This window comes from Siphonobacter sp. SORGH_AS_0500, assembly GCF_031453245.1.
Taxonomy (GTDB): domain Bacteria; phylum Bacteroidota; class Bacteroidia; order Cytophagales; family Spirosomataceae; genus Siphonobacter.
In genome coordinates, this window is record NZ_JAVIYT010000007.1 from 1 (window position 1) to 22934 (window position 22934).

Below are 22934 nucleotides of genomic sequence, written 5' to 3' on the forward strand. Positions count from 1 at the left end.
TGGCACATCCGCAGCCGTTGGCACAGAAGCCAGTAATTGCTCGATGGTCTCAATGGCTTCAGTCAAACCATTTTCCCGGCGGTTATCGTAATACTTTAAAACCCGAAGAATATTACAGGCTGCCCCCTCAACAAAGGCCTGAGCAATGGCCATTCGCTTCTTGGCGGAGAGGTAATGTTTCGTTTGTTCGATCTGTACTTTGCCCGCCAGCAGGTATTCGCGTGGCATGAATGAACCCGTGTAATGTTCGTAATAATCAAAGAAATGAACGGCAATGCCCTCTTTTCCCAGAAAATTATACAGGGCGGAATTGGCATCAAGATTTCCGAAGACGTACAGGTCTGAGACTTGCTGAACGGGAAGAAACCGGGGCTGGCCTTCGTTGCCATCCTCGTCGTAAGGCGTAAACTTGAGGGTATGATCCTGCCGACTTAATCGACCAGGATTCATCAGATACTTAGGCTGTTTCATGGGGTGTTGGGAGGCAAAAGCTTGGATTATTCTTCTTCGGCGTAACAGAATTCAAAGTAACTACAGGACCGACAGCGGCTCTTTTCAATGCGACCCGGACAATGTTCGGAGCTTACTATACGTTCAACTTCCTGAATCCAGTTTTCAACCATTGGCAGTTCTGAATCATCCAGATGAACCGTCTGGGTTTGTCGGAGTTTCGGATACTCAATCAATCCGGTGGCTCCCTCGACGCCATTCTTTCGTAAGAGATACAAATAGAATTGCACCTGAGCTACATGCGAGTGTTCGAGCTTATCGGACTTTTTGATTTCATGAACGACTTTGTTATACGGATCATAAAAGTCGATTTTGGAACCGTCGAGAATCATTTCTCGGTACCGTTCGGCTCGTTGAGGGTAGGCGTGTTCGTGCAATTGCTTGCCTTCGGCAACTAAGTCTGAATTATGTTCCATCCGAACATGATTCGCATGAAGCCAAAGTTCTCGATGGCAGATATGATACATGCCGATGAGTGAGCCAGTAACGTTTTGCATGGTTAATAAAGCTATTTCTCGCACCAGCAGTGCGAGTTTTTATGGAGAGGTATTCTATGTTCAAATTCTGTAACTAACAGTTATAGAATTTGAACCATTAAAGAATTGCATTTTCACTACTCCCCAAAGCTGCCATATCAAGACCAGTTTTGTAGTTATAAAGCCTCTCATGAAATTCCAGATATAGGTAGTTATCAAAACTTTTATCTGGATCAATGAATTCAGTGAAATTGCGTTTGATGGTGTCTGTATAAAAAATTGAAAAGGTAAATTTTGATAAAATACCCTGCATAATTTTTTTAGTCACCTGCGATTCCGTTATGCCTTGTTTCAGGTCGTTTAACTGACGGTATAAGGTCCAGACTTTTTTGCCATCAACTACTTTGTCTCCTTGCCAATAGCACTGGTATTTCTCTAAAAAATCAAGTTCAACTTTTGAGAATACCTCTTCAATTGTGCTAGCTTTTTCACCTTCAATCAAAATCGGTAAAGGTAGAGGAACAAATATGGACAGGTTCTTCTGTTCAATTAGCTGGAAATTTTTATGAACAGACTCATAGTCAAGCTGTTGTACATCAGGCAGGTATTTGGTCGAAAAATTTTCAATCCCTACTTTCTGATTCAAATCATTTCGACCAGCTAAAACCTGATTATATAGCTTACTGAAGTCTTTTGTTTCTAGAATTTGCTTATGATCAGCAATGGTTAGTTTTTCGCGGGTTATATCAAATCGATCATCATGTTTATATAGAATACCGGGTTCGTTCATTTTGAAAAGAAAAACGTTGCAAACATCTTTCGTTACGTTTCGATTTACTCGACCAGCTAATTGCTCATCGCTGTCGATAAGCGAAATATTTTTAAAGCCGAGATCCATATCAATGTCTACGCCTGCTTCAACAACCTGCGTCGTGATAAGTAGCACCTTCATCTGTGCTTTGGCATTCTGCTTCAGAAAATTGATAATTTCTCTCCTGCGAGGTTCTAGAATTGTACCGGATAACACAAACACTTTGTCGAAAAACGTTTGCCCAATCAAGCCTGCAAAATCCGTAGCTGACTTCTTGTAGATGAATTCAACAATCGTGAAAACACGTCCATTATTTTCCTGAGCATACTTTTTCGATTGCTCCAAAACCACTTCAGCCAACGCTTCCGACTTAATGATCTGTGGATTTTTGTTAGGGGTTTCCAGCAAATCAAACCTAAACCGCACACGATCACGAAAGTTTGGATTTTGAAAGTAGCGTTTAGCATCAGGTAGCAAATCAACGAATTGAGGTCGTTGTGACAATCCTACGTCCAACCCGTCAATACGGGGCAATGTTGCTGACATTAGTACAAAACGAATATTGAACGTTCGGCTATATTGATCGAGCCAGAATAGCATTTTATCCCAATGTTTAGGCGAATACGATTGCAATTCATCAATCACGACTACTGAATTAGCCAATCGATGCATGAGGTAAATGCTATCTTTTTCGTTTGACTTTAAGATGTCGAAAAAGCGGATATGCGTTAGTAAACATACTGGAAAAAAAGCAAATAGATTAGCCAGTTGATTTTTCCACTGTTTCCCATAGTCTCCTTCTTCTGTTGGTTCTTTTTGCTGAAAGCCACCCCGTGAATGTAGCAATCCAATCTGCGAGTCCTCTAGTTGCCAAGTTTCCTGTAATGCCTTGTGAGTCTGCGTGATAAGCGTTGTAAACGGGAATACGTAGAATATTTTGTTAAGGGATATATCAAGACGTAGTAGTTCTGCTGTTACCAAGGCTGATATATTCGTTTTGCCGCCTCCAGTTGGTGCTTCCAGATAGAAAAGCCGTTGCTCTGGATATTGACGAACCTGCCGAATAGCCTGAACCGCCATTTCCAGCCGCAATGCATTTAGTGTTTCGTTATTTCGTTCCGTTGGTCTGGTCGGGTGCCACGCAGCATCATCGGCCAGTTGAAAGGCATGGGTATTATAAGATTTGCTACTACGGGCAGCATGAATTAGTTTCTGCCGGGCTACTTGATTCAATACGCCAAAATCACTAATCCCTGCCTGATTCATGTATTCCGATGTGGCTAAATAATCGGCAGCTGTAAGCAGGGAAAAATTTAGGCGTAGGAGAGCAAAAATGGAAAAGGCGGTTGTATTCTCTTCCGTGAATGTATCCCAAATCGTAGACCAGGCTGCAAAATAAGGCTCCGATATATTAGGGTCAGCAAACTGGTAAAGAGTTATATATCGCTTCAGGCTATCGGCAAATTTCATGTACTGACTACGTGCAATACGGCTCTTAGGAGACTCAAAACGCGAACTATGGTGAAGTAGAATAGGATTGGTAAATAACAGAGCTACTGCCGAGAGCCAAACGCGTTCATCTTCTGGAATGCCTGCCAATCCTTGTTCAATATGCTCCAGATGATAAACGGCAAAGATGTAAGCACTTAGTTCTGAATGTCCATGCACTGGATTAAAGATATCCTGATAATTGCCCTGAAAAAGGACATTTTTCATCCGCTCTTTTTGAAAGTGCTCATTTACTTTACCAAAATCATGAAAAGCAATTGCCCCAACAAACAGATCAAAAATATAAGCCTTAAGTGTATCTTGAAAAGCAAATGGCCGAGTCGAAATCAACTGTGTAATTAACTGTTCGACAACACTAGTTATTCCGTGTTGGTCGCTCAATTGCCGTGCTACACGAAGCACAACATCCATGTGCTCAGCTAATGTCTCATCATTCACTTGTGCCTCTAATTGCGAAGTGGGCAAATGAGCCAGATACTGGCGATGGTTAGTTAGCAGGTGATCAACCCGCAACGCGTTATCAAACTGAGTCAGTAAAGTCAGCATCACTTAGAATAGTTGAATAACACACTTCGTGCCATCTAAAGCACTCAACTCATATAAACCCTCAATCTGTGATCCGGCCTGCAATGCCCAGTCTGTGTAGGCGAATTCGGCCAATTCGTATTGAAGTAGCTGTTCATCAAAGCCAATAGGTAGTCGTTCGAAATAGGCGAACGTCGCCTGATTCGTAACGGCTCGTGCTGATGGAGAAAAGCGGGGTTTACGACGTTGGCTACGAACCGGATAATCGCGAATGAAGAGCGTTGAAACAGTAAAATCCCTTTCGGCTTCAAAAGGAGCCACTTCATACTCCGCGACATTTTCCCACCAAGCCGTGAACTCATTCTTGCCCAGATAGGGTACAAACTCAGCCTCTTGATTACGGATACGATTTAGCAATCGATTCTGTAGCTCATCTGCTTCATTGAGCAGAACGTACACACGATAGGCGGGTAAACGAAGCGTGTTCTCATGCACGATAAGGTTGCCATCGGCATTAGCATAACCAACAGTGTTTGTATAAGTCAGTGCCGTTTTCGTGAAATTACCTTTTTCATGATAAGGCTTTAGCGGTTCAATGCCTACCTGTACTTCTTTCAGCCATTTATAGTACTCCGGCCATTGGCCTTTTTGAGCATACCCTTTCAGCCCAGCAATAGCCCCCAGAATACCCAGCAGGGCGGGTTTGTGAAGCATATTGTAGGAAAGCTGTAAGCCATCGTTTACGTCCGGCTTACGGAAAAAGCCAAAGTCTGCCCGTAAGTCGAACGAAATCAAACGAAGGCTTACGGGTTTTGGTTCTGGAACAGGCTGTTGCTCTTTTTCCGTGAAATCGAGCGTTATTTGTTCGTTCATTGGTTTAATTCCAGAATGGTCGCGTTGGTTGGAGCTCCGGTTATTTGCGTAACCGTTTTATCGTAGTACAGCTCTATTTTTTCGATGTGTTTGCTCACGGTCGGGCGTTCGAGAATCTTCGTAACTTTTTCCAAATGAATAACCCGGTCAGCATCGACTGAAATTAGTTCCACAAAGGAAGGCAGCACTAACATAGATCCGGGTTTAAGTTGTACCCAAAGCATTAATTCGTTTTCGGTACCAGCTTTGGCGGCTGAGTCATACAATGTAGCACCCTGTGTTAAAGCATTCTTGACTTTTGTAATGTCATCGTTGGTTATAGCTTGTCCGCTCGAAAGCTTGATCAGATCACTGATATTATGCGGGTTCAACGACAAGCCGTGTACGTAGTGGCCTTCTTTCAGTTTCGACTGCGTTCCCAGTGTACTCATGGTTGAGTCAGCACTTTTCTCGCCAGGATTTCGGAATGGCGACATAATTTGTTCCGAGTATATAATACCCTCCACGTAACGGTTTACACCATGCGTAATTTGCAAAGGGCCGTGAATAGAAAGATTAGCCTGACCAGCATATGTTCCCCCAAACAAACGAACATCAATGCAAGTCAACAAATTTGAGAGCATAATTTTCCGATCTAATCCACCGGTCACCAAATTATCTAGCTCATTAGCTACAGTTTCAATGTCAATGAAAGAACCATTTATCTTTTGTAATTTCCCATTTTCAATGTACCAAAAAGACTCTTCTTGTTCTTCCATTAATTTTGATAAAACGAAATCTGTGGTCTGCTGCTCTGCTTTTTTGCCAGTAACTTTATTGAAATCATTGGCCAGTTGCTTAAGATCCGAGTCTTCGCCTAAACTGTTAAAATATTTTTTAACAGTTGCTGGTTTAATTTGTCCAGGTAATAATCCAGTCACACTATCACCATCATACTTGAATAGATAGAATTTTTCTGGTTCTGGATTGTCTTTCTTTTTGCTTTTTTTAGGAAAATCACCAAAATATAAAACGTAACTTTCATCAAGTGTTCGGGGTTTAAAGTCGCTATCCATCGTTTTAAAGTAAAAAACCTTATCGTCGGGATACGCTTTTTTGAGGTAATTTCGCACAGTGTATTTCAGGGCTTTATCGGTAGCATAAACGGTGCCATCGGGTAAGGTGCGAGGTTGGTGAGTAAAGTCGGCGTTGTAGTTTGAATTGACCGATTTGATAACGACGCATCCGAAGACGCGATTGGTAAAGGCAGTAGTCATAGTTGTAAATTGGAAAGGGAAAGTTATAATTATTCGTTGGTTGCAGGCAATTGCTGAGTTTCGTCGCCAATTGTTGGTTTCTCTCCAAACAGGAAATTTTTGGAAAAGAAACCAGCCAACATGAGTGGCATCAATGATTTAAGAGATTGCTTTGGTGCATAGCTGATGACGTTTGCCATTGGTTCCCGGAAACTAGCCGAATACGTTTCATGTTTGTAGCGATCGAAGAGCTTAACAACCGCTTGCTGAAACTGCTTACTATCAGTCTGTTGTAGAAACGGTTCTAGTCTGGCGTAACTGCGATCTTCCGACTTACTCTTTGCCTGAATGTAATAGATGACCTGCCCAGCCGCAAACGCAAATTGCTCGTCGGTGTCGATAGTCGTCTCGCCCGAGGCTAATTGAGCCATAAACGGGCGTAACTCGGTTAATTGGTTTGGCATAAAAACGGGATTGATTTGATACGGTTGAAAATGGAAATGTAAACTGAAAAGCACATTGAGTTTTCGCCTGATAGTTGCGTCTTCGCTGTGCTGGCGATTTTCGTAACGATCAAGGCGTAAATCGTCTAGAATACCTGTCAGTAGAATATCTTGAAACATCGCCTGAGTAACAGCCTGCCGTTTTGATTTGTAAATGAAATCATAGAACGCCTGCCGATATTTCATTACCAGCAGATGGGTATTATCGGTCTTGCAGTATTGTGGGTCTATTTCATCGAAAAAGCGAAGCTGGAAGGCTCCTTCTTCCCCTTTCTTAGCCTTAGTCCGAACCACTAAAGCATTATTGAAAATAACAGGCAACAGGCTATTCTGGAACTTGAATACGTCATAAAAAACGGGTGCATAACCAGCCCCAAACCAGTCTGTTACAGTCCAGGCATTGCCTTGTAGGTCATGCAAATGATATTCAAACCGACTGACAAAGTCGAAGTCTTTAATTTGCCCTTGTTGATAATAAAGCAGGTAATAGTTTCCTAACTCATCTTTGTGGTCTTTATATAACTCTGTAATAATTTGCGAGTGCGTTTTCCGCTGGGTTGGATCTTTTAAGGCTTCCTCTTTAAAAAGGCGAAACGAATGTTTTTGAATTTCATCGTTATAGATAAAGATGGGTAAGGGACGCGGAAAAATATTACGACTCACCAACTCACCAAATTCATGCAGTTGTAAAGCATCGCCTGCCGAAATCCGTCCGGCAACAGTGAAAGGAGCCGTCTGATGCAGCAAAAAGGGTTTCTTGCTTGAGAAACCGTTAAAAAACGCACTGGTGCCAAATATTTCTTCGCCTACCGAAGTATTATATTCATTGGTATTGAAAAGTCGATCTTGTAGGTAAGTAGCGTTGGGTTTCTGGTATACTTCCAATGGAATATCAAGATAGAAGATGATGTACTCTCCTTCTTTTAAAGCCCGGGTTTTTAATTCTTTGTCAGCGTCTTCGGGCGGAATAACTTCCGGTATCTGAATTAAAAGCTGTTGAATCTTTTCCCAACTATTCAGGGTTTGGCGAAATCTCTGTGCCTGCTGACTACTCTTTTCGTCCTGAAGAAACTTGCCTGCTTTATTGAAATAAACTTCCAATTGCAAATCTGTTAACAGAGAACCAAACTTATAAGCCAAGCAGAAAGGCGACGCTGAATGGATTTTCTTTCCGGGCAAGTCTAAGCACTTGTTGGTATCCACCATCCAGGCAGCCCGTGCCCAGGCTGCACATTTCTTTAACAGTTCTTCATTAGATTTAGGCCTTTTCTTACGGTATAAGTCATACTCGAAGTGGTCGGCAATCCGAATGTCACCTTCCGGAGATTCTTCCAGCGGCAGTACGATGTGTAGCCCTTCGCGTGGTTCAATCCCAATCTCTTTAAGGTCAGCATCGAGGCTTTGGGTAAAGATTGATAGTTCCTTTAACATGTTAGTATAAACATTTTTTATTCATACATTTTGAAAAGCATACTTATAGACCCACCATCCCAAACCCTTCCGCGTTATACCTACCAACCCCCGCAAACACAGCCAATTCCAAAATCTCCTTCGGCCCGGTCAATTCGAAAGAAAATCCGTAATATCCTCGCACCTTCGTTTCGGCCCGGGAATTTTCTTTGATAGTCAGTAATCTGGATTTCGGTTCATAACGGCCCGGTAGATATCGGTACGTCAGAGTTTCGTCTAATAAATCTGCTGCTCCTGCGGTCACGGGTACGCTATTCCACTTTGCTAACAGATTAGAAATCAGTAACGTACCAAATGCTTCGTCGGAAGGATGAAGGTACTGATCCATACCCCGCTCATCTTTTTGGGCAATTACCACCGGAGAAAGGGTTCGTAACGTAAGGGTATCCGTTGTGATGGCTAAGGGTATTGCCTCGACGCGTTCAATGCTAAACTCGGCCCGGTGGCGGGGAGAGGCAATGACGCAGGTCTGATCCTGAAACAGACCCATAATAAAGTGCTGAGCGGCCTGATCTACGTAAAAGCTTACGATCCATTCAATCGTTTCACTGTTCACCCACAAACCTCCCGCTTGGGTATCCACGCGGGCATTTGGCATGAGTAAATCCGAGAAAGTAAAGAGCTTGAATCGTCGGGTTGATGAGTATTGGTACCCCTGTTCGTGCAGAAAATCAGCATACTTGGCATCTGCATCCGCCAAAACGGAATAAATAAAAGCACTGAGCCGGTACGCATAGTTGAAGGGCACCAGCGTCTTTCGGTGTATAGGTCGGAGGGTGAGTCGAAATTGCATAACTTCTTATCGCGGGGACAGGTAAAAGGTTATCAAAAAAATTAAACTTTATTTCATTGTTTTCAAGACAAATATTTGAAGTTTGCGTGCATAATCAATGCACGCAAAAAAATTATTTTGATTTTTATGCCCCTCCCTCAAAACCAGCGGTTTCAATTCATTAATGATCAACTCAGACGGGGTAAGGCTGTCCCCGCTTCGGTGCTTATGCAGGGCTGCGAAAGTGCTGAACGTACCCTGAAAGAAGATTTGGCCCTCATGCGTGAGCGATATGATGCTCCCATTCGCTATAATCGGCGTTATAACGGATATGAATATACGTATGCTTTTGATCTGAAAACCGTTGAGCTGGAGTTGACGGATCAGGATGTGGTGGCTTTGAAGCGTGCCCTGGCTACACTGAACCAGTTTAGAGATTGGGCCGTCTTTGCCGATTTCCGGGGGGCGGTGGAAAAAATCGAGCAGGCCGTTCGCTTTCGATTTGCCCAACCCGCCGACTCGCAGGCCCACATCATTTTTGAAGCCGTTCCGGCGGGCCGGGGAAATGACCTGCTAGATCAGGTGCTAGTCGCCTGCCTTCAGAAAAAAGTCATTCAGTTTCGGTATCAGAAATACCAGGATTCGGAGTCGCGACTAAGAACGGTCTTTCCGCACCTGATTAAAGAACACCGCAATCGCTGGTACGTTATCGGGCACGAAGTGGAACCGACGCAGCTTCGCGTTTTTGGTCTGGATCGGGTAGTGGATGGAACGCTCGAAATCACAGACCTATCGTTCGACCCTCCGGCTTTCGATGCGGAAGCGTATTTCCGCCCGGCTTTGGGCGTGGCCGTCTATGATGATCCGCCAGAAGAGGTCATCCTGTCCTTTTCTCGTGAGGAAGGACTTCGATTTCAGGCTCAGCCTTTTTATCCTTTCCGGAAAGAGGATATTTTAGTAAATACCAACAAAGAATTCCGGGTCAGGTTATCCATCATTATCAACAAAGAACTGGAATATGAACTGGCCCGCCTGGGCGATACCGTGCGAGTGCTTTCACCGGAAAAATTGATTCACAGACTAGCTAAATTTCACAAACGGGCCTTGAAGCTGTACGCTAAAAAATAGAATACTTACTAATCCAGAAACCGGACACGAGACCTTGGGTAGCATGGACATTGCCGGAATTAGTAAATTTCCCAGGAAGCAGGTGAATTCGCAAAAGTAATAAGTGCCTTCACTTCGCTATGGTTAACATGAAGATATAAGGGCAGGTGGGAACCTGTCTTCATAAGTAGGAACGAGATGGAATCTCGCACCAGTATGGTCGGGAGCTAAACGAACTTTTTCGCCTGTCCTTTCGAACGAAGGGAGAGACCTTCTGTAGGAATCAGACGAGCTTTGAGGAGATTATTTATTTCCTTAAGGTAACTATAGATACCTGAATATCTTTTATTCAGAGAGAGATGACGTAAGAGGATAGGTAAGTAGTATCCGCAATTGGCGGGCAGAGGCACGTAAGTAAATAATGGCTACCGCACGCGGGTACAATTCTTTAGTTCTGCTAATCAATCCACTATAAACTGATTAGTTATGAATTGCCATTATTTAAGTATTTCACTGGCCGCTGTGCTGGCTTTGTCTTCCTGCCAAAGCAATCAGGAAGAAAATAATAATCCTTCCGGGACTACCGATCCCGTTGAAACCGAACAACCTAATACTTCCTACAGTCCAGCTTTTCAGGGACAAACGCGAATTGCTGGCGTGCAGACGACCAGTAGTTTTGAGAGTCGTATACTGACGCAGACGCTTCGTTCGCCCTGGGGCATTACCGGTTTGCCGTCTGGCCATTTGCTTGTTACCGAAAAGGGGGGCAGCATGCGGATCGTCACGGTAGAGGGTGCCGTAGGAGAACCGATCACCGGAATTCCTGCCGTTAATTCTGCGGGTCAGGGAGGCCTGCTGGGCCTGCGACTGGACCCCGATTTTGCCAGCAATCGAACGATTTATTGGGTGTTCTCCGAAGCCATTACGGGCGGAAATGTAACCTCCGTAGCCAAAGGGCAGCTTTCGGCAAATGAAAAGCAGATTGAAAACGCACAGGTCATTTACCGGGCTCTCCCTGCTTACGCCGGCAATCTTCATTACGGAGGAAGGATTTTGTTCGATCAGACCGGAAATCTTCTGGTAAGTACGGGGGAACGCTCGGACCTGGCCACTCGTCCCCAGGCCCAATCGCTAAGTTCGGGTTTAGGGAAAATCGTTCGTATTACCAAAAACGGTCAGGCCGCTTCGGGCAACCCTTCAGTGGGGCAATCGGGTGGCCGTCCTGAAATTTATTCCTATGGGCATCGGAACCCGCAGGGCCTGGCCATTCACCCCGTAACGGGCGAGCTGTGGGAAAGCGAACATGGCCCTCGGGGTGGGGATGAAATAAACCGCATTCAGGCCGGAGCCAATTACGGCTGGCCCACCATTACGTATGGCATTGAGTACAGTGGACAAACCATTGGAGCAGGGATTCAGCAGCAACAGGGCATGCAACAACCGGTCTATTATTGGGACCCGGTAGTCTCGCCCAGCGGAATGACTTTCTACACGGGTAACCGAATTCCCGAATGGCAAAACAATTTATTTATAAGCTCTTTGAGCGGTCAGCACCTCATTCGCCTCGTGATTGAGAATAATCAGGTCGTGGGTGAAGAGCGGTTACTCGCCAATGAAGGACAACGTTTTCGGGACATCACCCAGGGATCAGACGGAGCTTTATACGCCATTACTGACGGAGGACGATTGTATCGAATTGATCGGAATTAATCGTTTAAAACACTAAGCATAAAGGCCAGGCATTTCATTTGATGCCTGGCCTTTATGCCTAATAGAAAACACATTTTACCTAACTCTGGATGTGAAGCAGGGGTTCAAGGAAAGGTTAACTCCCCTCGCAGCTGCTTGGCTCTGGCCGAGCGACTGCGGGAAATAACCCCGGAGGGGTTAAATACGAATAGCCCCGGATGAAATCCGGGGAAGCAAGTAAAGCCGCCAAAGATCATAAGGTCCCTCGCTTCTCTCGCAGTCGCTCGGCTCTAGCCGAGTGACACTATAGCTTGGCAGGCCTCTGGCCGAAGTTCGCAAGCCTATTTTTGTTTGAGAAAGGTGTTCGCTGACCCGCCAGGGGTTCGCATCCTATCGGCCAGAGGCCTAGAGCTAGGTAGTCACTCGGCAGAGCCGAGCGACTGCGGGCAATCCAAAGTCGCGTCTCTACCTTAATTTGTATTTCGATAGTCCTCCCGCAGTGTCCCCGGATGAAATCCGGGGCTACCTATATTAAACCCCGCTGGGGTTATTATTCAAACCGTCTTACGCCAACCCCATAGGGGTTAAATACCAATAGCCTCGGATGAAATCCGGGGAAGCAAAGATCTGGATGACCGATTGGAATGTAAACAAACGCCTCCCTCACTTCTCTCCAACGGAAGGAAATAAAAATGGCGTTTCTAGATAAACTCTAAAAGAATGATAATTTGAATCGAGATTAGGGAAAACCCTAGATTTTTCTGGTTTGAGGGTTTCCCCTAGTAATTATATATTTAATTAATCCTATTTTTGCTGAACAATATTCTATTAATCATTTAAAGGCAACGGTTAATAGGAAGTGTTCCAGGGTGTCGGCGTCCAGTTTAGTATATGAACCAAGGTAATAACATGATACGGGTGCTCATTGCCGACGATCATAATGTTTTTGTGGAAGGAATCGATTCCCTGCTTTCGGGGGCGGCTCATATTGAAGTGGTAGAGCGGTGTTACTCTTGTAGTTCAGTACTGGAAAGCCTCATCAAGGGTCCCATTGATGTAATTTTACTGGATCTATCATTTCCCCATATTGAAGACGGACTGGCTCTTTGCGAAACCATAACCCGTCAATACCCATCCTGCAAAATCATTGCCTTAACGATGCATGATGATGCCAGTTTAATCAAACGGGTCGTGAAGAAAGGAGCCCAGGGGTATCTGTTGAAAAATACTACAAAACTGGAGTTACTGGAAGCCATTGGTAAAGTTCATGAGGGAAAAAATTACTTCAATGAAGTAATCACTCAGATTCTGCTCACCAAAGGTCCAAAGGCAAAAAAGGCCAACGGCAGCCGACTAAACTTAACGCCCAGAGAATCGGAAGTATTGACGTTAATTGCTCAGGGATTGACGACTCAGCAAATGGCGAATCAGCTTTTTGTCAGCATTAAAGCAATTGAGTTTCACCGGAGTAGTTTGCTACTCAAGTTTGACGTGCCCAATACAGCAGTCCTTATCAAAACTGCCATGGAAATGCAGTATCTTGATTAAATTTCATCTTAACAAATGCGTGGCTGGCTGTCATGTTTAAAAGTTTGCGTCTGTTTATAGGTATCCTTACTTGTTTATTTTTAACCCTTCCACAGAGCTGGGCACAAACAGATTTACCCGGCCTGGACACCCTACAGGAAAAGATAAACCGATTCGCAGGACTTGAAAACTATGAAGAAGCCGCCAAAGCCAGCGAGCGTCTCGGACTTTTTTACCACGAGCATTACGGCTATAATAAGTATACCATTGAGTCGTATCTGAACAGCATGAAATATTACCACCTCACGGGCGATTCCGTTGGGTATTATAATATGCACATGCTTATCGGAGATTATTATACGCACGATTATTTCATGCAAAATCATGCGGAGAAATACCTGAATCAGGCATTAACCTATTTTAAACGAATCCAGAATATTCCAAAAGTAATCGAGTGCCGCTTGTACATTGGCAATATTCTTCAAAATAAAGAACCGATCCCCCAATCGTTATTTACCGAATTAAGACAAACCGAACAATTAAGTGCCCGCTATAAACAACCCTATTTTCAGGCCTATGCCCAAAATTTATTAGCAACCACGTATTCCAGAACCAAGCAACCGGACTCTGCCCGTTTTTTTGCCGAACGAAGTCTGGCCATTGCCCGTAAGGAGAAAAAAGGCTGGCTAATTGCCCTGAACCTATTTTATCTGGGTATTACCGAACAATTTAAAAGCCGTCATCTGGCTTCGATTGCCTATTATCAGGAAAGCTACCACATCGCTGACTCCATTCGTAATCTCTCCATGTTGCGGGAAATTACCCGGCATTCGGCGGAATGTTACAGTTACCTCGGCAATTACCGCGAAGCTTATGCCTCGCTTTTAAAGACGCTGGATTATACCCAGCAGTTTTACAATTCCGAACAAACGAAAAGCATTCGTTTACAGGAACTGGATAGTCAGATTAAAACGCTTTCGGTTGAAAAACAGCTCGTTGAGGAACAAAACCGGAATCAGAACGTGATTAATACCATGCTGGTAATTGGTTTGTTCATCAGCATTATTGGGGTCGGAACATTAATTTACCTGCGACGTCAGCAGAAACTCATTGCCCGCCAGCAGGCAGTTATTGCCCGTCAGCAGATCAGGGAACTGGAGTTGAAATCGCTCAAGGCCATGATCGAAGGACAGGAAGGCGAACGGAGTCGAATTGCCCGGGATTTGCACGATGGATTGGGAATACAGCTTTCCAGAATCAAGCTTTTCGTAGAGGCCCATCAGGAAGCTCTCCCCGGGGAAGTCAGAGGCCCGTTAAATCAGTTTCTGGACGAAGCCTGTACGGAAACGCGTTTGATTTCCAATGATTTGCGTCCGTATGCTTTATCGACGTTTGGGTTAATTCCGGCTCTGGAAGATCTCATTCAGAAACTGGACATGGTCAATGAGACCAGCGTCATTCTGGAGCATTACGGCGAGATGCCAGAGCTGAGTGACGAAAGTTCGGTGATGCTGTATCGAGTCATTCAGGAATTGCTGAACAATGCACTCAAACACGCTGAAGCCGATAGCATTACCCTTCAGGTCATGATTACGGACACGAGTATTCTGATTAGTGTGGAAGACGATGGAAAAGGGTTCATCAGGGAAAATCATAGCGGAAATGGACTCTCCAATATTCAGTCACGTATAGACTACCTCGGTGGTCAGGTAATCTGGAATAGCGTGCTGGGTAAAGGCACGTCCGTCTTAATTTCTTTACCCAAGTAAAACCTAGTACAAATCACTCTAACCCAAATCCTTATGATAAGCATACGCTCGGTTACTGACCCCTGATTTTAGCAAAACAGGCGTGTATTCCTTCTCTCGTTTCTTTCCGAAGTGAGCCGGGTTTGCTGTGCCTTCTCCAAAGCTTTCTTACCAATTATGTTTTCCTAATACTATTTCAAATGATAAGACAACTACTGCTCATTTTTCTGGGAATGAGTATTTGCCTGAGCACCTGGGCTCAGCAGCGAACCATCCGGGGCGTCGTTTCTGACGCTCGCGGTACTCAATTGCCCGGAGCTTCAGTGTATGTGAAGGGCTTGCAACTCGGGGCCACTACCGACGTCAGCGGCAAGTTTAGCTTAACGATTCCTGCCGATGCCAAAAGCTTAACCGTTTCCTACGTGGGTATGCAAACCCAGGAAGTAGAAATCGGTACTAAAACCGAATTGGCGATTACCCTGCTCGATAATGATAAAAACTTCGATGAGGTGGTGGTAATCGGTTACGGAACGGCGAAACGGTCGGATGTGACCTCTTCCATTACTACGCTGAAAGCTTCTGAATTAAAGGATATTCCGGCGGCTGGGATCGATCAGCTTTTGCAGGGCAAAGCGGCTGGGGTAACGGTAACCAGTAATGGCGGACAGCCCGGCGGGGGCGTTTCGGTGAAAGTACGCGGGGTTACTTCGATCAATAGTAACGATCCTTTGTTTGTGATTGATGGCGTTCCTTTTGTTAATGGTAATACTTCGGCTAGCTCGGGTTATGCGGGTTTGGGAGGGAGCGATGGGCAAACGGGGAATAGCGTCATGGCCATGCTGAACCCCAATGACATTGAGTCTATCGACGTGCTGAAAGATGCCTCCGCTCAGGCTATTTATGGGTCTCAGGCGGCGAATGGCGTCATCATGGTGACCACCAAAAAAGGAAAAGCCGGGGAAGGAAAGATTAACTATGATGTGTATTACGGCGTATCCGAAGTGGCTCGCAAGCTCGATTTGATGGATTTACGGGATTTTGCCCGCTATCAAAATGAAGTATTACCCATCATTGGAAACCCCGTTGCTGATGAATTCAAAGACCCGTCCATTCTGGGACGAGGTACCGACTGGCAGGATGCCATGTTTCAGCGGGGAAATATCCAGAACCATCAGTTGAGTTTTTCGGGAGGCAAGGAACGAACTACGTATTACCTGTCACTCAATTATTTCGATAACAAAGGAATTCTGCTGGGTTCCGACTTTAAACGCTACTCGACCCGGTTGAGCCTGGATAACCAGTTGAAAAGCTGGGCCAAAGTGGGTTTGAGTGCGAACGTATCGAGAACCATTCAAAACGTAACCCTGGCCGATGCCGCAGAAAGCACCATCTGGTGGGGAGCCGTGACAAGCCCGCTGATACCTGTGAAGAATCTGGATGGTTCCTGGGGTGGCGGCCAAACCGTGGGCGGCGTGCAGTATAATAACGCCAACCTGGTGGGTAACGCTCAGTTTCGCGGGAATACCAAAACGACGAACACCGTTTTCGGGAATATGTATGCGGAGTTACAGTTTACCAAAGATTTATCGCTGAGAAACGAACTCTCTTACTCGCTCGGTCAGGATAATAACGTGGCTTTTCAAAAGGCGGGGAACGTCGGTGGAACCTCCTTCCGGAGCCGATTGATTGACTCCCGTTCAGACAGTTATTACTACTCGTTGACGAATTACCTCAGCTATAATAAATACGTAGGCAAGCACGGCATTCAGTTAACCTTAGGCCATCAGGCTCAGGCTTCGTATTACCAGGCTATTTCGGGCTCGAAAGTTGATTTACAGGCCAATATCTTTGATTTAAATACGGGAAGCTCCGATCAGACTACCTGGGGGTTAAGCGGTGGTAAAGGACAATGGGCCATGGAGTCTTACTTTGCCCGGGCCAACTATACCTACGGTGATCGGTATTCGGTATCGGCCAGTTTCCGGGCGGATGGGTCTTCCAACTTTGGTCCTAACAACCGCTGGGGTAACTTCCCCGGGGTTTCGGTGGGCTGGACGGTCTCTAACGAAAACTTTGCCAAAGGAAGTTTTTCCAATGTAGTCAATCACCTCAAACTTCGGGCCGGGTACGGCTCTGTGGGTAATCAGAACTTCCCCGGAGGAGCACCTAACCCGGCTTACGTAGGTTCCGTTCAATTCTTCTCCGGTCCGGTTGGTTTCGGTACGTCGAACATGATTAACGGGATTCCTAATCCGAACTTGAAATGGGAGTCTGTAAAAACCACCAACTTCGGCGTAGATCTAGGCTTGCTGAACGGGCGAATCGATGCCACGATTGATGTCTATCGTAAGGTTACTTCCGACATGATCATTTTCCTAACCGGACCTAACCTCATTGGCGTGGGTGACCAGTGGGATGATTTAAAGGCTCCGCTAGGCAATGCCGGGCAGATGACGAACAAAGGGATTGACATTGGGATCACCTCTACCAACATCAAAACCAAAGATTTCAACTGGAAGACAAATGTGGTCTTCACCCAGTTTACCAATACCTATGACAAAGCTGCCAGTGCCGCTTCGGCTCTGGATGGGAAGGTCTATTATAACAACTACCTCGTGACTCACACTACGCCGGGCCGACCCGTAGGTTCATTCTGGGGGCTGGTTACGGATGGACTCTATCGGAATCAATCGGATCTGGATAATAGTCTGCCTCAGTTTGGCTACAAAGTCAATCAGAATGAAACCTGGCTGGGCGATGTTCGATTCAAGGATATCAACGGGGATAATAAGATTGATGCTTCAGATATGACCTTTATCGGAAGCCCACTACCCAAATTCACCTGGGGTTTGACGAATTCATTTAACTATAAAAATCTGGATTTGTCCATTTTCTTTCAGGGTAGTCAGGGGGCAAAGGCGTTTAACTTCTTACGCTGGCAGCTGGAAGGCATGAATAATGCCTGGTCTAATCAGTTGCGAATCGTAACCGATCGGTACACTGCCGATAACACGGATGGAAAATTACCCCGCTTCACGGTTACCAACAAAAACAATACGGCTATGTCAGATCGCTACGTAGAAGATGCTTCCTTCTGGCGAATTCAGAATATTACGCTGGGGTATCGCTTGCCACAAACCCTGCTGAGCCGCATTAAAATGAGTAACCTACGCATTTACGGGACCATCCAGAACCTGAAGACGTTCACCAACTACTCGGGTTATGACCCGGAAATTGGAGCCCTTAACAACAGTATCAAGCTCATGAATGTAGACACCGGGCATTACCCCAATCCACGGACTTTCACCTTAGGGGCCAACTTCCAGTTCTAGAGCTTTTAAACGATTAGGCAATGACTATCAAATCGATATATGGCTTTGTAGCAGCAGGATTACTGCTTACGGCCTGCGGTAAAGAATTTATTGAGCGACCCTCCCTTTCGGGAACAACCACGGGAAACTATTATAACTCCGCCGAAGAGGTTCGGGCCGCGACGAGTACCTTATATAGTGGATTACCCTGGCGGAATTATGAAAGCCGGGCTCAGGATGCCATCGGCGATGTGATGGGAGGAAATATGTTTACCTACACCGACGTCGAGTACCTGAACTTTACCATGTCGTCGGCTTCCGAACGCATCGGGGCTGCCTGGGGAGCTTTCTATAAGATCATTGGGTATGCGAACGTAATGATTAAAACCTTCGAAGAAAAGAAAGCTTCGGGGGGCGGAGCTTCGTACCTCGATCCTGCCATTGCCGAGTGCCATTTCATTCGCGGAACGGTATATTTCTACATTGCCCGCACCTGGGGGGCAGCTCCCATTATAACTGATCCGGGGGCTACGGCCTTATCGGGGAACTTCAACATTCCTCGTTACCTGCAATCGGATGTGCTTCGCTTTGCTCTGGAAGAATTAAAGCTGGCCGAAGCCGGACTGCCCGAGTCTGACGTGGCTGGACGTTTGACGAAGTATTCCGCCAAAGGCATGATGGCTAAGGTGTATCTGTATCAGAAAGATTATACCAATGCCAAAGCCAAGGCTCAGGAGGTAATCGACTCTGGAAAATACCGGCTGGTGAGTGATTACAACGGCATGTTCACTAAAACGAGCATGAATAATAACGAAGAGACACTCTTTAGCATTCAGCACCAGCTTTCGGGCGATCCCTGGGGAACGGGTAATATCAAAAACCCGGACCGTGGAGCGGGGGCCCTGCGAACGGCAGAGGCAGATGCCTGGGAGATGTACATTCCTTCGCTGGATCTTTTGAAAGAATACGAATTCGGCGATTTACGTCGCAAGTGGTCAGTGATGGAACACGGCTGGACGAATACCGCCTGGAAACCTCAACGCGTCAATGCTCCCAAGTATAATGCTTTCATGGCCAATGGGTTCAAGTACGATACGTTGCAACCCGTGGAAGACGGCGGCAGCCTGAGTCCGACTCGCTCTAACATTACCAAGTATTTCGCCGGACCCGGCAAAAGCTTTGGTGGTGACGCCGTACTGGGTCAAAACTCGGGCAATAACGTAGTCTTGCTTCGGTATGCGGATATCCTGCTGATTTATGCCGAGGCGACACTGGCTGGCGGGGCCTCTTCGAGCGATGCCAAAGCTTTACAGGCTTTAAATCTGGTTCGTGCCCGGGCGGGGCTGGCTCCGAGAACGTCGTTTACACTGGATCAGATTATGCACGAACGTCGGGTAGAGTTTGCGTTTGAAGGGGATTACTGGTACGATATTCAGCGGCAGGGGTATGCGAAAGCCAAAGCCATCATTGAAAAACAGAATCGGGGCACGGTAACCGCGGCTAATTACCTGACTAACTTCAGCGAAGACCGGATGTACTTACCCATCCCGGCGGGTGAACTCGTGCAGGACCCCGAACTGGCCAAAGACCCCGTTCCTTACTACAAATAAGACCTAATCAATGCATTTATGAAAGCTTTATATATGGGGCTGGCTGCTCTGAGCATGGGCCTACTTTTAAGTTCCTGCGAGCCAGATACGGACGGCAGACCGCAGGTTAAACCTGGCACACCCGTAGCCACCACGATTGCCCCCGACTCTGCCGCAGGCGGAACGGTAGTTACCCTGCGGGGCACGGGTCTGGGAGATATGCGTAGCATCGTTCTGGAAAAAGATAATGTTGCGGCGGGCATTATGCCGACGCTGAATACCGAAGATGCTCTGATTTTCAGAATACCGGATGAAGCCATTGGCGGAAGTCAGAATATTACATTTACGAATAGTCTGGGAAGAGCCATATCTGTACCTTTTCGGGTACTGGCTTATCCTACGGTCACGGAAGTTTCGAATTACAACTTCACGAAAGGATCGCAGATTACCTTAACGGGCAATAACCTGGACGATGTAACTTCTGTAAAATTAACGGGAACAACGGTATCGGCTAAGATTATCTCGAAGGCTAAAAAACAGCTTACCATTGAGATGCCCGCCACAACAACTACCCGCACTACGCTGGATATATTGAACTCGACGGGGCCCATGAAAACCACGCAGGAGTTCGTAAACCTCGAACAGGCGTATCCCATCTTCCTGGATGCCTACGGAACGGGTATTACGGATGCGTCCTGGGGCGATGCGGCGGTGATTTCTACGAAGGAATTCAAATCAGGAACGGCTTCCGTTGGAAAGACTTACCAGAAAGGAAACTGGCATCTCATCGGCTTCTCCTTACCGGGACTCGCCTATGCTTCGAGTTATACCTACGTTTCAGGCTGGATTAAAGGAGCTTCTGCGGATTATTCACTCTACCTGACGACCGACGCCAGCAAAGAGGGCTTTGGTAACTACGTCAATGCCAATAAAATTGACGTGAAAGCGGGCACGTGGACGTATTTTAAAATCAAAATTTCTGACGCAGATTTCTGGTCGGCGGGGAAAACGTTGAAATCACTGGGCTTCCGCATTCAGGGACCCGACAAGCAGGATGAAACGTTTTACTTTGACGACATTATCCTGGTTAAATAAATGAACTGCTTCACCTTACTGGATTCGTTCCAGTAAGGTGATTTTTCTTACAAAATTGATGCAAAAGTATCGCTCGGCTTTCGGGGCTTTCGTACTAAGCCTGACTCTGTTGACTTCCATGTATGCCCAGTCGCCCGTTAAAAAAAATGGAGCATTACGTGTGGAAGGGAACCAGGTAGTGAATCATCAGGGCGTGCCTCCACAGCTTCGGGGCATTAGTTTATCCTGGAGTGTCTGGGGAGGTAGGAAGTATTACAATGCGGAGGTAGTAGACTGGCTATGCCGGGACTTTAACATTAATCTTTTAAGAGCGTCTATGGCCGTACAGCCCGATTCGGGTTACTTGAAAGATCCGGTGAATCAGAAGAACCTCATTACTGGGGTGGTAGATCGGGCCATTAAACGGGGCATTTATGTACTCATTGACTGGCACGATCATAACGCTGAACAGCACCTGAAGGAGTCGAAGGAATTTTTTAAAACCATGGCTCAACGGTATGCCGGAACGCCGAATGTCATCTACGAAATATGGAATGAACCGGAGCGGCAGGACTGGCCCACTATTAAGGCTTATTCCGAAGAAATCATCCGGGAAATTCGTGCTCAGGACTCAGAAAATCTGATTATTGTGGGTAGTCCGCATTGGGATCAGGACGTGGACGTAGCAGCTCAGGATCCCATCAAAGGCTATAAAAACATTGCTTACTCTTTCCACTTTTACGCCTCGGAATCCAGTCATGACCAGCGGTTGCAAAAGAAAGCTGAATTGGCTCAGGAGAAAGGACTGGCTTTAATGGTGACGGAATGGGGCGTGGGGGAAGCCAGCGGAGACGGGAAGTTTGATCGCCAGCGTACGCAGAACTGGATGGACTGGATGGAAAAAAATAAACTCAGTTGGGTGAACTGGAACATAACCGATAAGCGGGAAACGACCGCTGTGTTAAATCCCGGAGCTAGTGCCAACGGAGGCTGGAAAAAGCAGGATTTAACACCAGCAGGCCAGTACATCCGTGCAGTATTACGGAGTCATTCTACCCGTAAACAATAGGGTATACCTTAGACTCGAAGCGAACCCCGAAAAGCCCGGGCGGCATAATACGACTGGGCTCCGTTGTGATAAATAAAGACATGGCCGTAACGAAAATCTGCAAATAAGGCTCCGCCCAGTTTGCGGATAGCGGCTGGAGTTTGAATCCAACTGGAAGTTTTAGCATCGAAAGTACCTAGCTTTTGTAGCTCTCGATATTGCTTTTCCGTTAATAACTCAATGCCCATTTCCGCAGCCAGGTCCAGAGCGTTATGTTCGGGCTGGTGTTCTTTTCTGGATAATTGCCCCTCCTGATCATAGCAAACACTTCGCCGCCCTTTGGGACTTTCAGCCGAACAATCGAAGAAAAGGTATTCGTCGGTTTGTTCGTCGTAAGCCACTACGTCAGGTTCGCCGCCGCTCAACTCCATTTCGTTAAGTGACCAGAGTTTGACAGGATTGGCTTCCAACTTCGCTTGAATTGCGTCCCAATCCAGTAAAGGATGACGCTTTCTAAATTTCTCAAACCGGGTTTGCAAGGTCTGGAGTAAGTTTTCTTTTTCTTCGACGGATAAATCTCTCGATTGGCTCATTTTTGTTAGAGGTTAACTTTAATAAACGCTCGCGAAAATAGATAAACTATCACTAGTGATCATTAGCAATCCGACTCAATTTTCATCGCCTTTTGGGCTATGGTGAGAAGCTACTACGCTGATTGGCAAAACTCATCAGCTACCCTTGATATTCGAAGAAAATTAATGCTTAGGCCTTGGCTGACAGAACAAAGGGCTTTTTTAGGTTTACAAATGTACTTTGCTTGGGGAAGATTTATTAATCCCAGTACAGTCCCATTCTACAGAAAGACTCTCACTTCGTTCGAGGTGACAGCCTAGCGACTGCGAGCGAGGTACCTTATGGCTTTGCCAACCTTACTTGGTTGCATCCCCGGATTTCATCCGGGGCTATTCATATTCAACCCCGCTGGGGTTGTTGTTAACATTGTTGAAATAGGTTTATGAAAAATAACCCCAGAGGAGTTAAGCACCAATAGCTTCGGTCTGGATGGACCCGGATGAAATCCGGGGGCTACTTTAACCTAAAATACCTTTACGCACGTCGTGTTAATCTGCACAAAGCGTGCGAATCCGCACGCTTTT

General features: G+C 46.0%; 16 protein-coding genes. 8 read left to right on the forward strand and 8 right to left on the reverse strand.

All coding sequences use genetic code 11. The features are described 5' to 3' along the window. The 7 genes from cas1 to cas6 all read right to left on the reverse strand — a co-directional run. A partial coding sequence (gene cas1, locus QE357_RS22530) for a CRISPR-associated endonuclease Cas1 (protein WP_309712796.1) occupies positions 1 to 471 on the reverse strand: 471 nt, incomplete at its 3' end. Between the two features lie 26 nt (positions 472 to 497). Continuing rightward, positions 498 to 1007: a CRISPR-associated protein Cas4 gene (cas4, locus tag QE357_RS22535; protein ID WP_309712799.1), complete on the reverse strand. Its 510-nt coding sequence runs from the start codon at positions 1005 to 1007 to the stop codon at positions 498 to 500. A gap of 97 nt (positions 1008 to 1104) precedes the next feature. Continuing rightward, positions 1105 to 3852, reverse strand: a complete 2748-nt coding sequence (cas3, locus tag QE357_RS22540; RefSeq protein ID WP_309712803.1) for a CRISPR-associated helicase Cas3' — start codon at positions 3850 to 3852, stop codon at positions 1105 to 1107. 3 nt (positions 3853 to 3855) lie between these two features. Next, complete coding sequence (cas5b, locus tag QE357_RS22545) at positions 3856 to 4704, reverse strand: type I-B CRISPR-associated protein Cas5b (RefSeq protein ID WP_309712806.1); 849 nt, start codon at positions 4702 to 4704, stop codon at positions 3856 to 3858. After that, positions 4701 to 5960 carry a type I CRISPR-associated protein Cas7 gene (locus tag QE357_RS22550; protein ID WP_309712810.1) on the reverse strand — a complete coding sequence of 420 codons (1260 nt, stop codon included), beginning with the start codon at positions 5958 to 5960 and terminating at the stop codon, positions 4701 to 4703. Before QE357_RS22550 ends, cas5b begins: the two co-directional genes overlap by 4 nt. A gap of 29 nt (positions 5961 to 5989) precedes the next feature. After that, positions 5990 to 7873 (reverse strand): hypothetical protein, encoded by a 1884-nt coding sequence (locus QE357_RS22555; RefSeq protein WP_309712812.1) that lies wholly within the window; start codon positions 7871 to 7873, stop codon positions 5990 to 5992. A 43-nt stretch (positions 7874 to 7916) separates the two neighbouring features. Next, positions 7917 to 8705 carry a CRISPR-associated endoribonuclease Cas6 gene (cas6, locus tag QE357_RS22560; RefSeq protein ID WP_309712815.1) on the reverse strand — a complete coding sequence of 263 codons (789 nt, stop codon included), beginning with the start codon at positions 8703 to 8705 and terminating at the stop codon, positions 7917 to 7919. 126 nt (positions 8706 to 8831) lie between these two features. Here cas6 and QE357_RS22565 point away from each other — a divergent pair, with 126 nt between their 5' ends. From QE357_RS22565 to QE357_RS22600, 8 genes are all read left to right on the forward strand, one after another. Continuing rightward, positions 8832 to 9812 carry a WYL domain-containing protein gene (locus tag QE357_RS22565; RefSeq protein WP_309712817.1) on the forward strand — a complete coding sequence of 327 codons (981 nt, stop codon included), beginning with the start codon at positions 8832 to 8834 and terminating at the stop codon, positions 9810 to 9812. Positions 9813 to 10277: 465 nt separating this feature from the next. After that, a complete protein-coding gene (locus QE357_RS22570) occupies positions 10278 to 11501 on the forward strand; it encodes a PQQ-dependent sugar dehydrogenase (RefSeq protein ID WP_309712819.1) in 1224 nt (407 codons plus the stop codon). 888 nt (positions 11502 to 12389) lie between these two features. Further along, positions 12390 to 13028, forward strand: a complete 639-nt coding sequence (locus tag QE357_RS22575; protein WP_309712822.1) for a response regulator transcription factor — start codon at positions 12390 to 12392, stop codon at positions 13026 to 13028. Between the two features lie 32 nt (positions 13029 to 13060). Further along, positions 13061 to 14776 carry a sensor histidine kinase gene (locus tag QE357_RS22580; RefSeq protein ID WP_309712825.1) on the forward strand — a complete coding sequence of 572 codons (1716 nt, stop codon included), beginning with the start codon at positions 13061 to 13063 and terminating at the stop codon, positions 14774 to 14776. 179 nt (positions 14777 to 14955) lie between these two features. Continuing rightward, a complete protein-coding gene (locus tag QE357_RS22585) occupies positions 14956 to 18087 on the forward strand; it encodes a TonB-dependent receptor (RefSeq protein WP_309712828.1) in 3132 nt (1043 codons plus the stop codon). A gap of 20 nt (positions 18088 to 18107) precedes the next feature. Continuing rightward, positions 18108 to 19676 carry a RagB/SusD family nutrient uptake outer membrane protein gene (locus tag QE357_RS22590; RefSeq protein ID WP_309712831.1) on the forward strand — a complete coding sequence of 523 codons (1569 nt, stop codon included), beginning with the start codon at positions 18108 to 18110 and terminating at the stop codon, positions 19674 to 19676. An 18-nt stretch (positions 19677 to 19694) separates the two neighbouring features. Then, a complete protein-coding gene (locus QE357_RS22595; protein ID WP_309712834.1) occupies positions 19695 to 20750 on the forward strand; it encodes an IPT/TIG domain-containing protein in 1056 nt (351 codons plus the stop codon). Positions 20751 to 20808: 58 nt separating this feature from the next. Continuing rightward, the gene (locus tag QE357_RS22600) at positions 20809 to 21798 is read left to right on the forward strand and encodes a glycoside hydrolase family 5 protein (protein ID WP_309712838.1); all 990 of its coding nucleotides are present in this window, start codon (positions 20809 to 20811) and stop codon (positions 21796 to 21798) included. 8 nt (positions 21799 to 21806) lie between these two features. Here QE357_RS22600 and QE357_RS22605 read toward each other — a convergent pair whose 3' ends face one another. Beyond that, on the reverse strand, positions 21807 to 22370 hold the full coding sequence (locus QE357_RS22605; protein ID WP_309712841.1) for a DUF4256 domain-containing protein: 564 nt from the start codon (positions 22368 to 22370) through the stop codon (positions 21807 to 21809). Between the last annotated feature and the right edge of the window lie 564 nt (positions 22371 to 22934).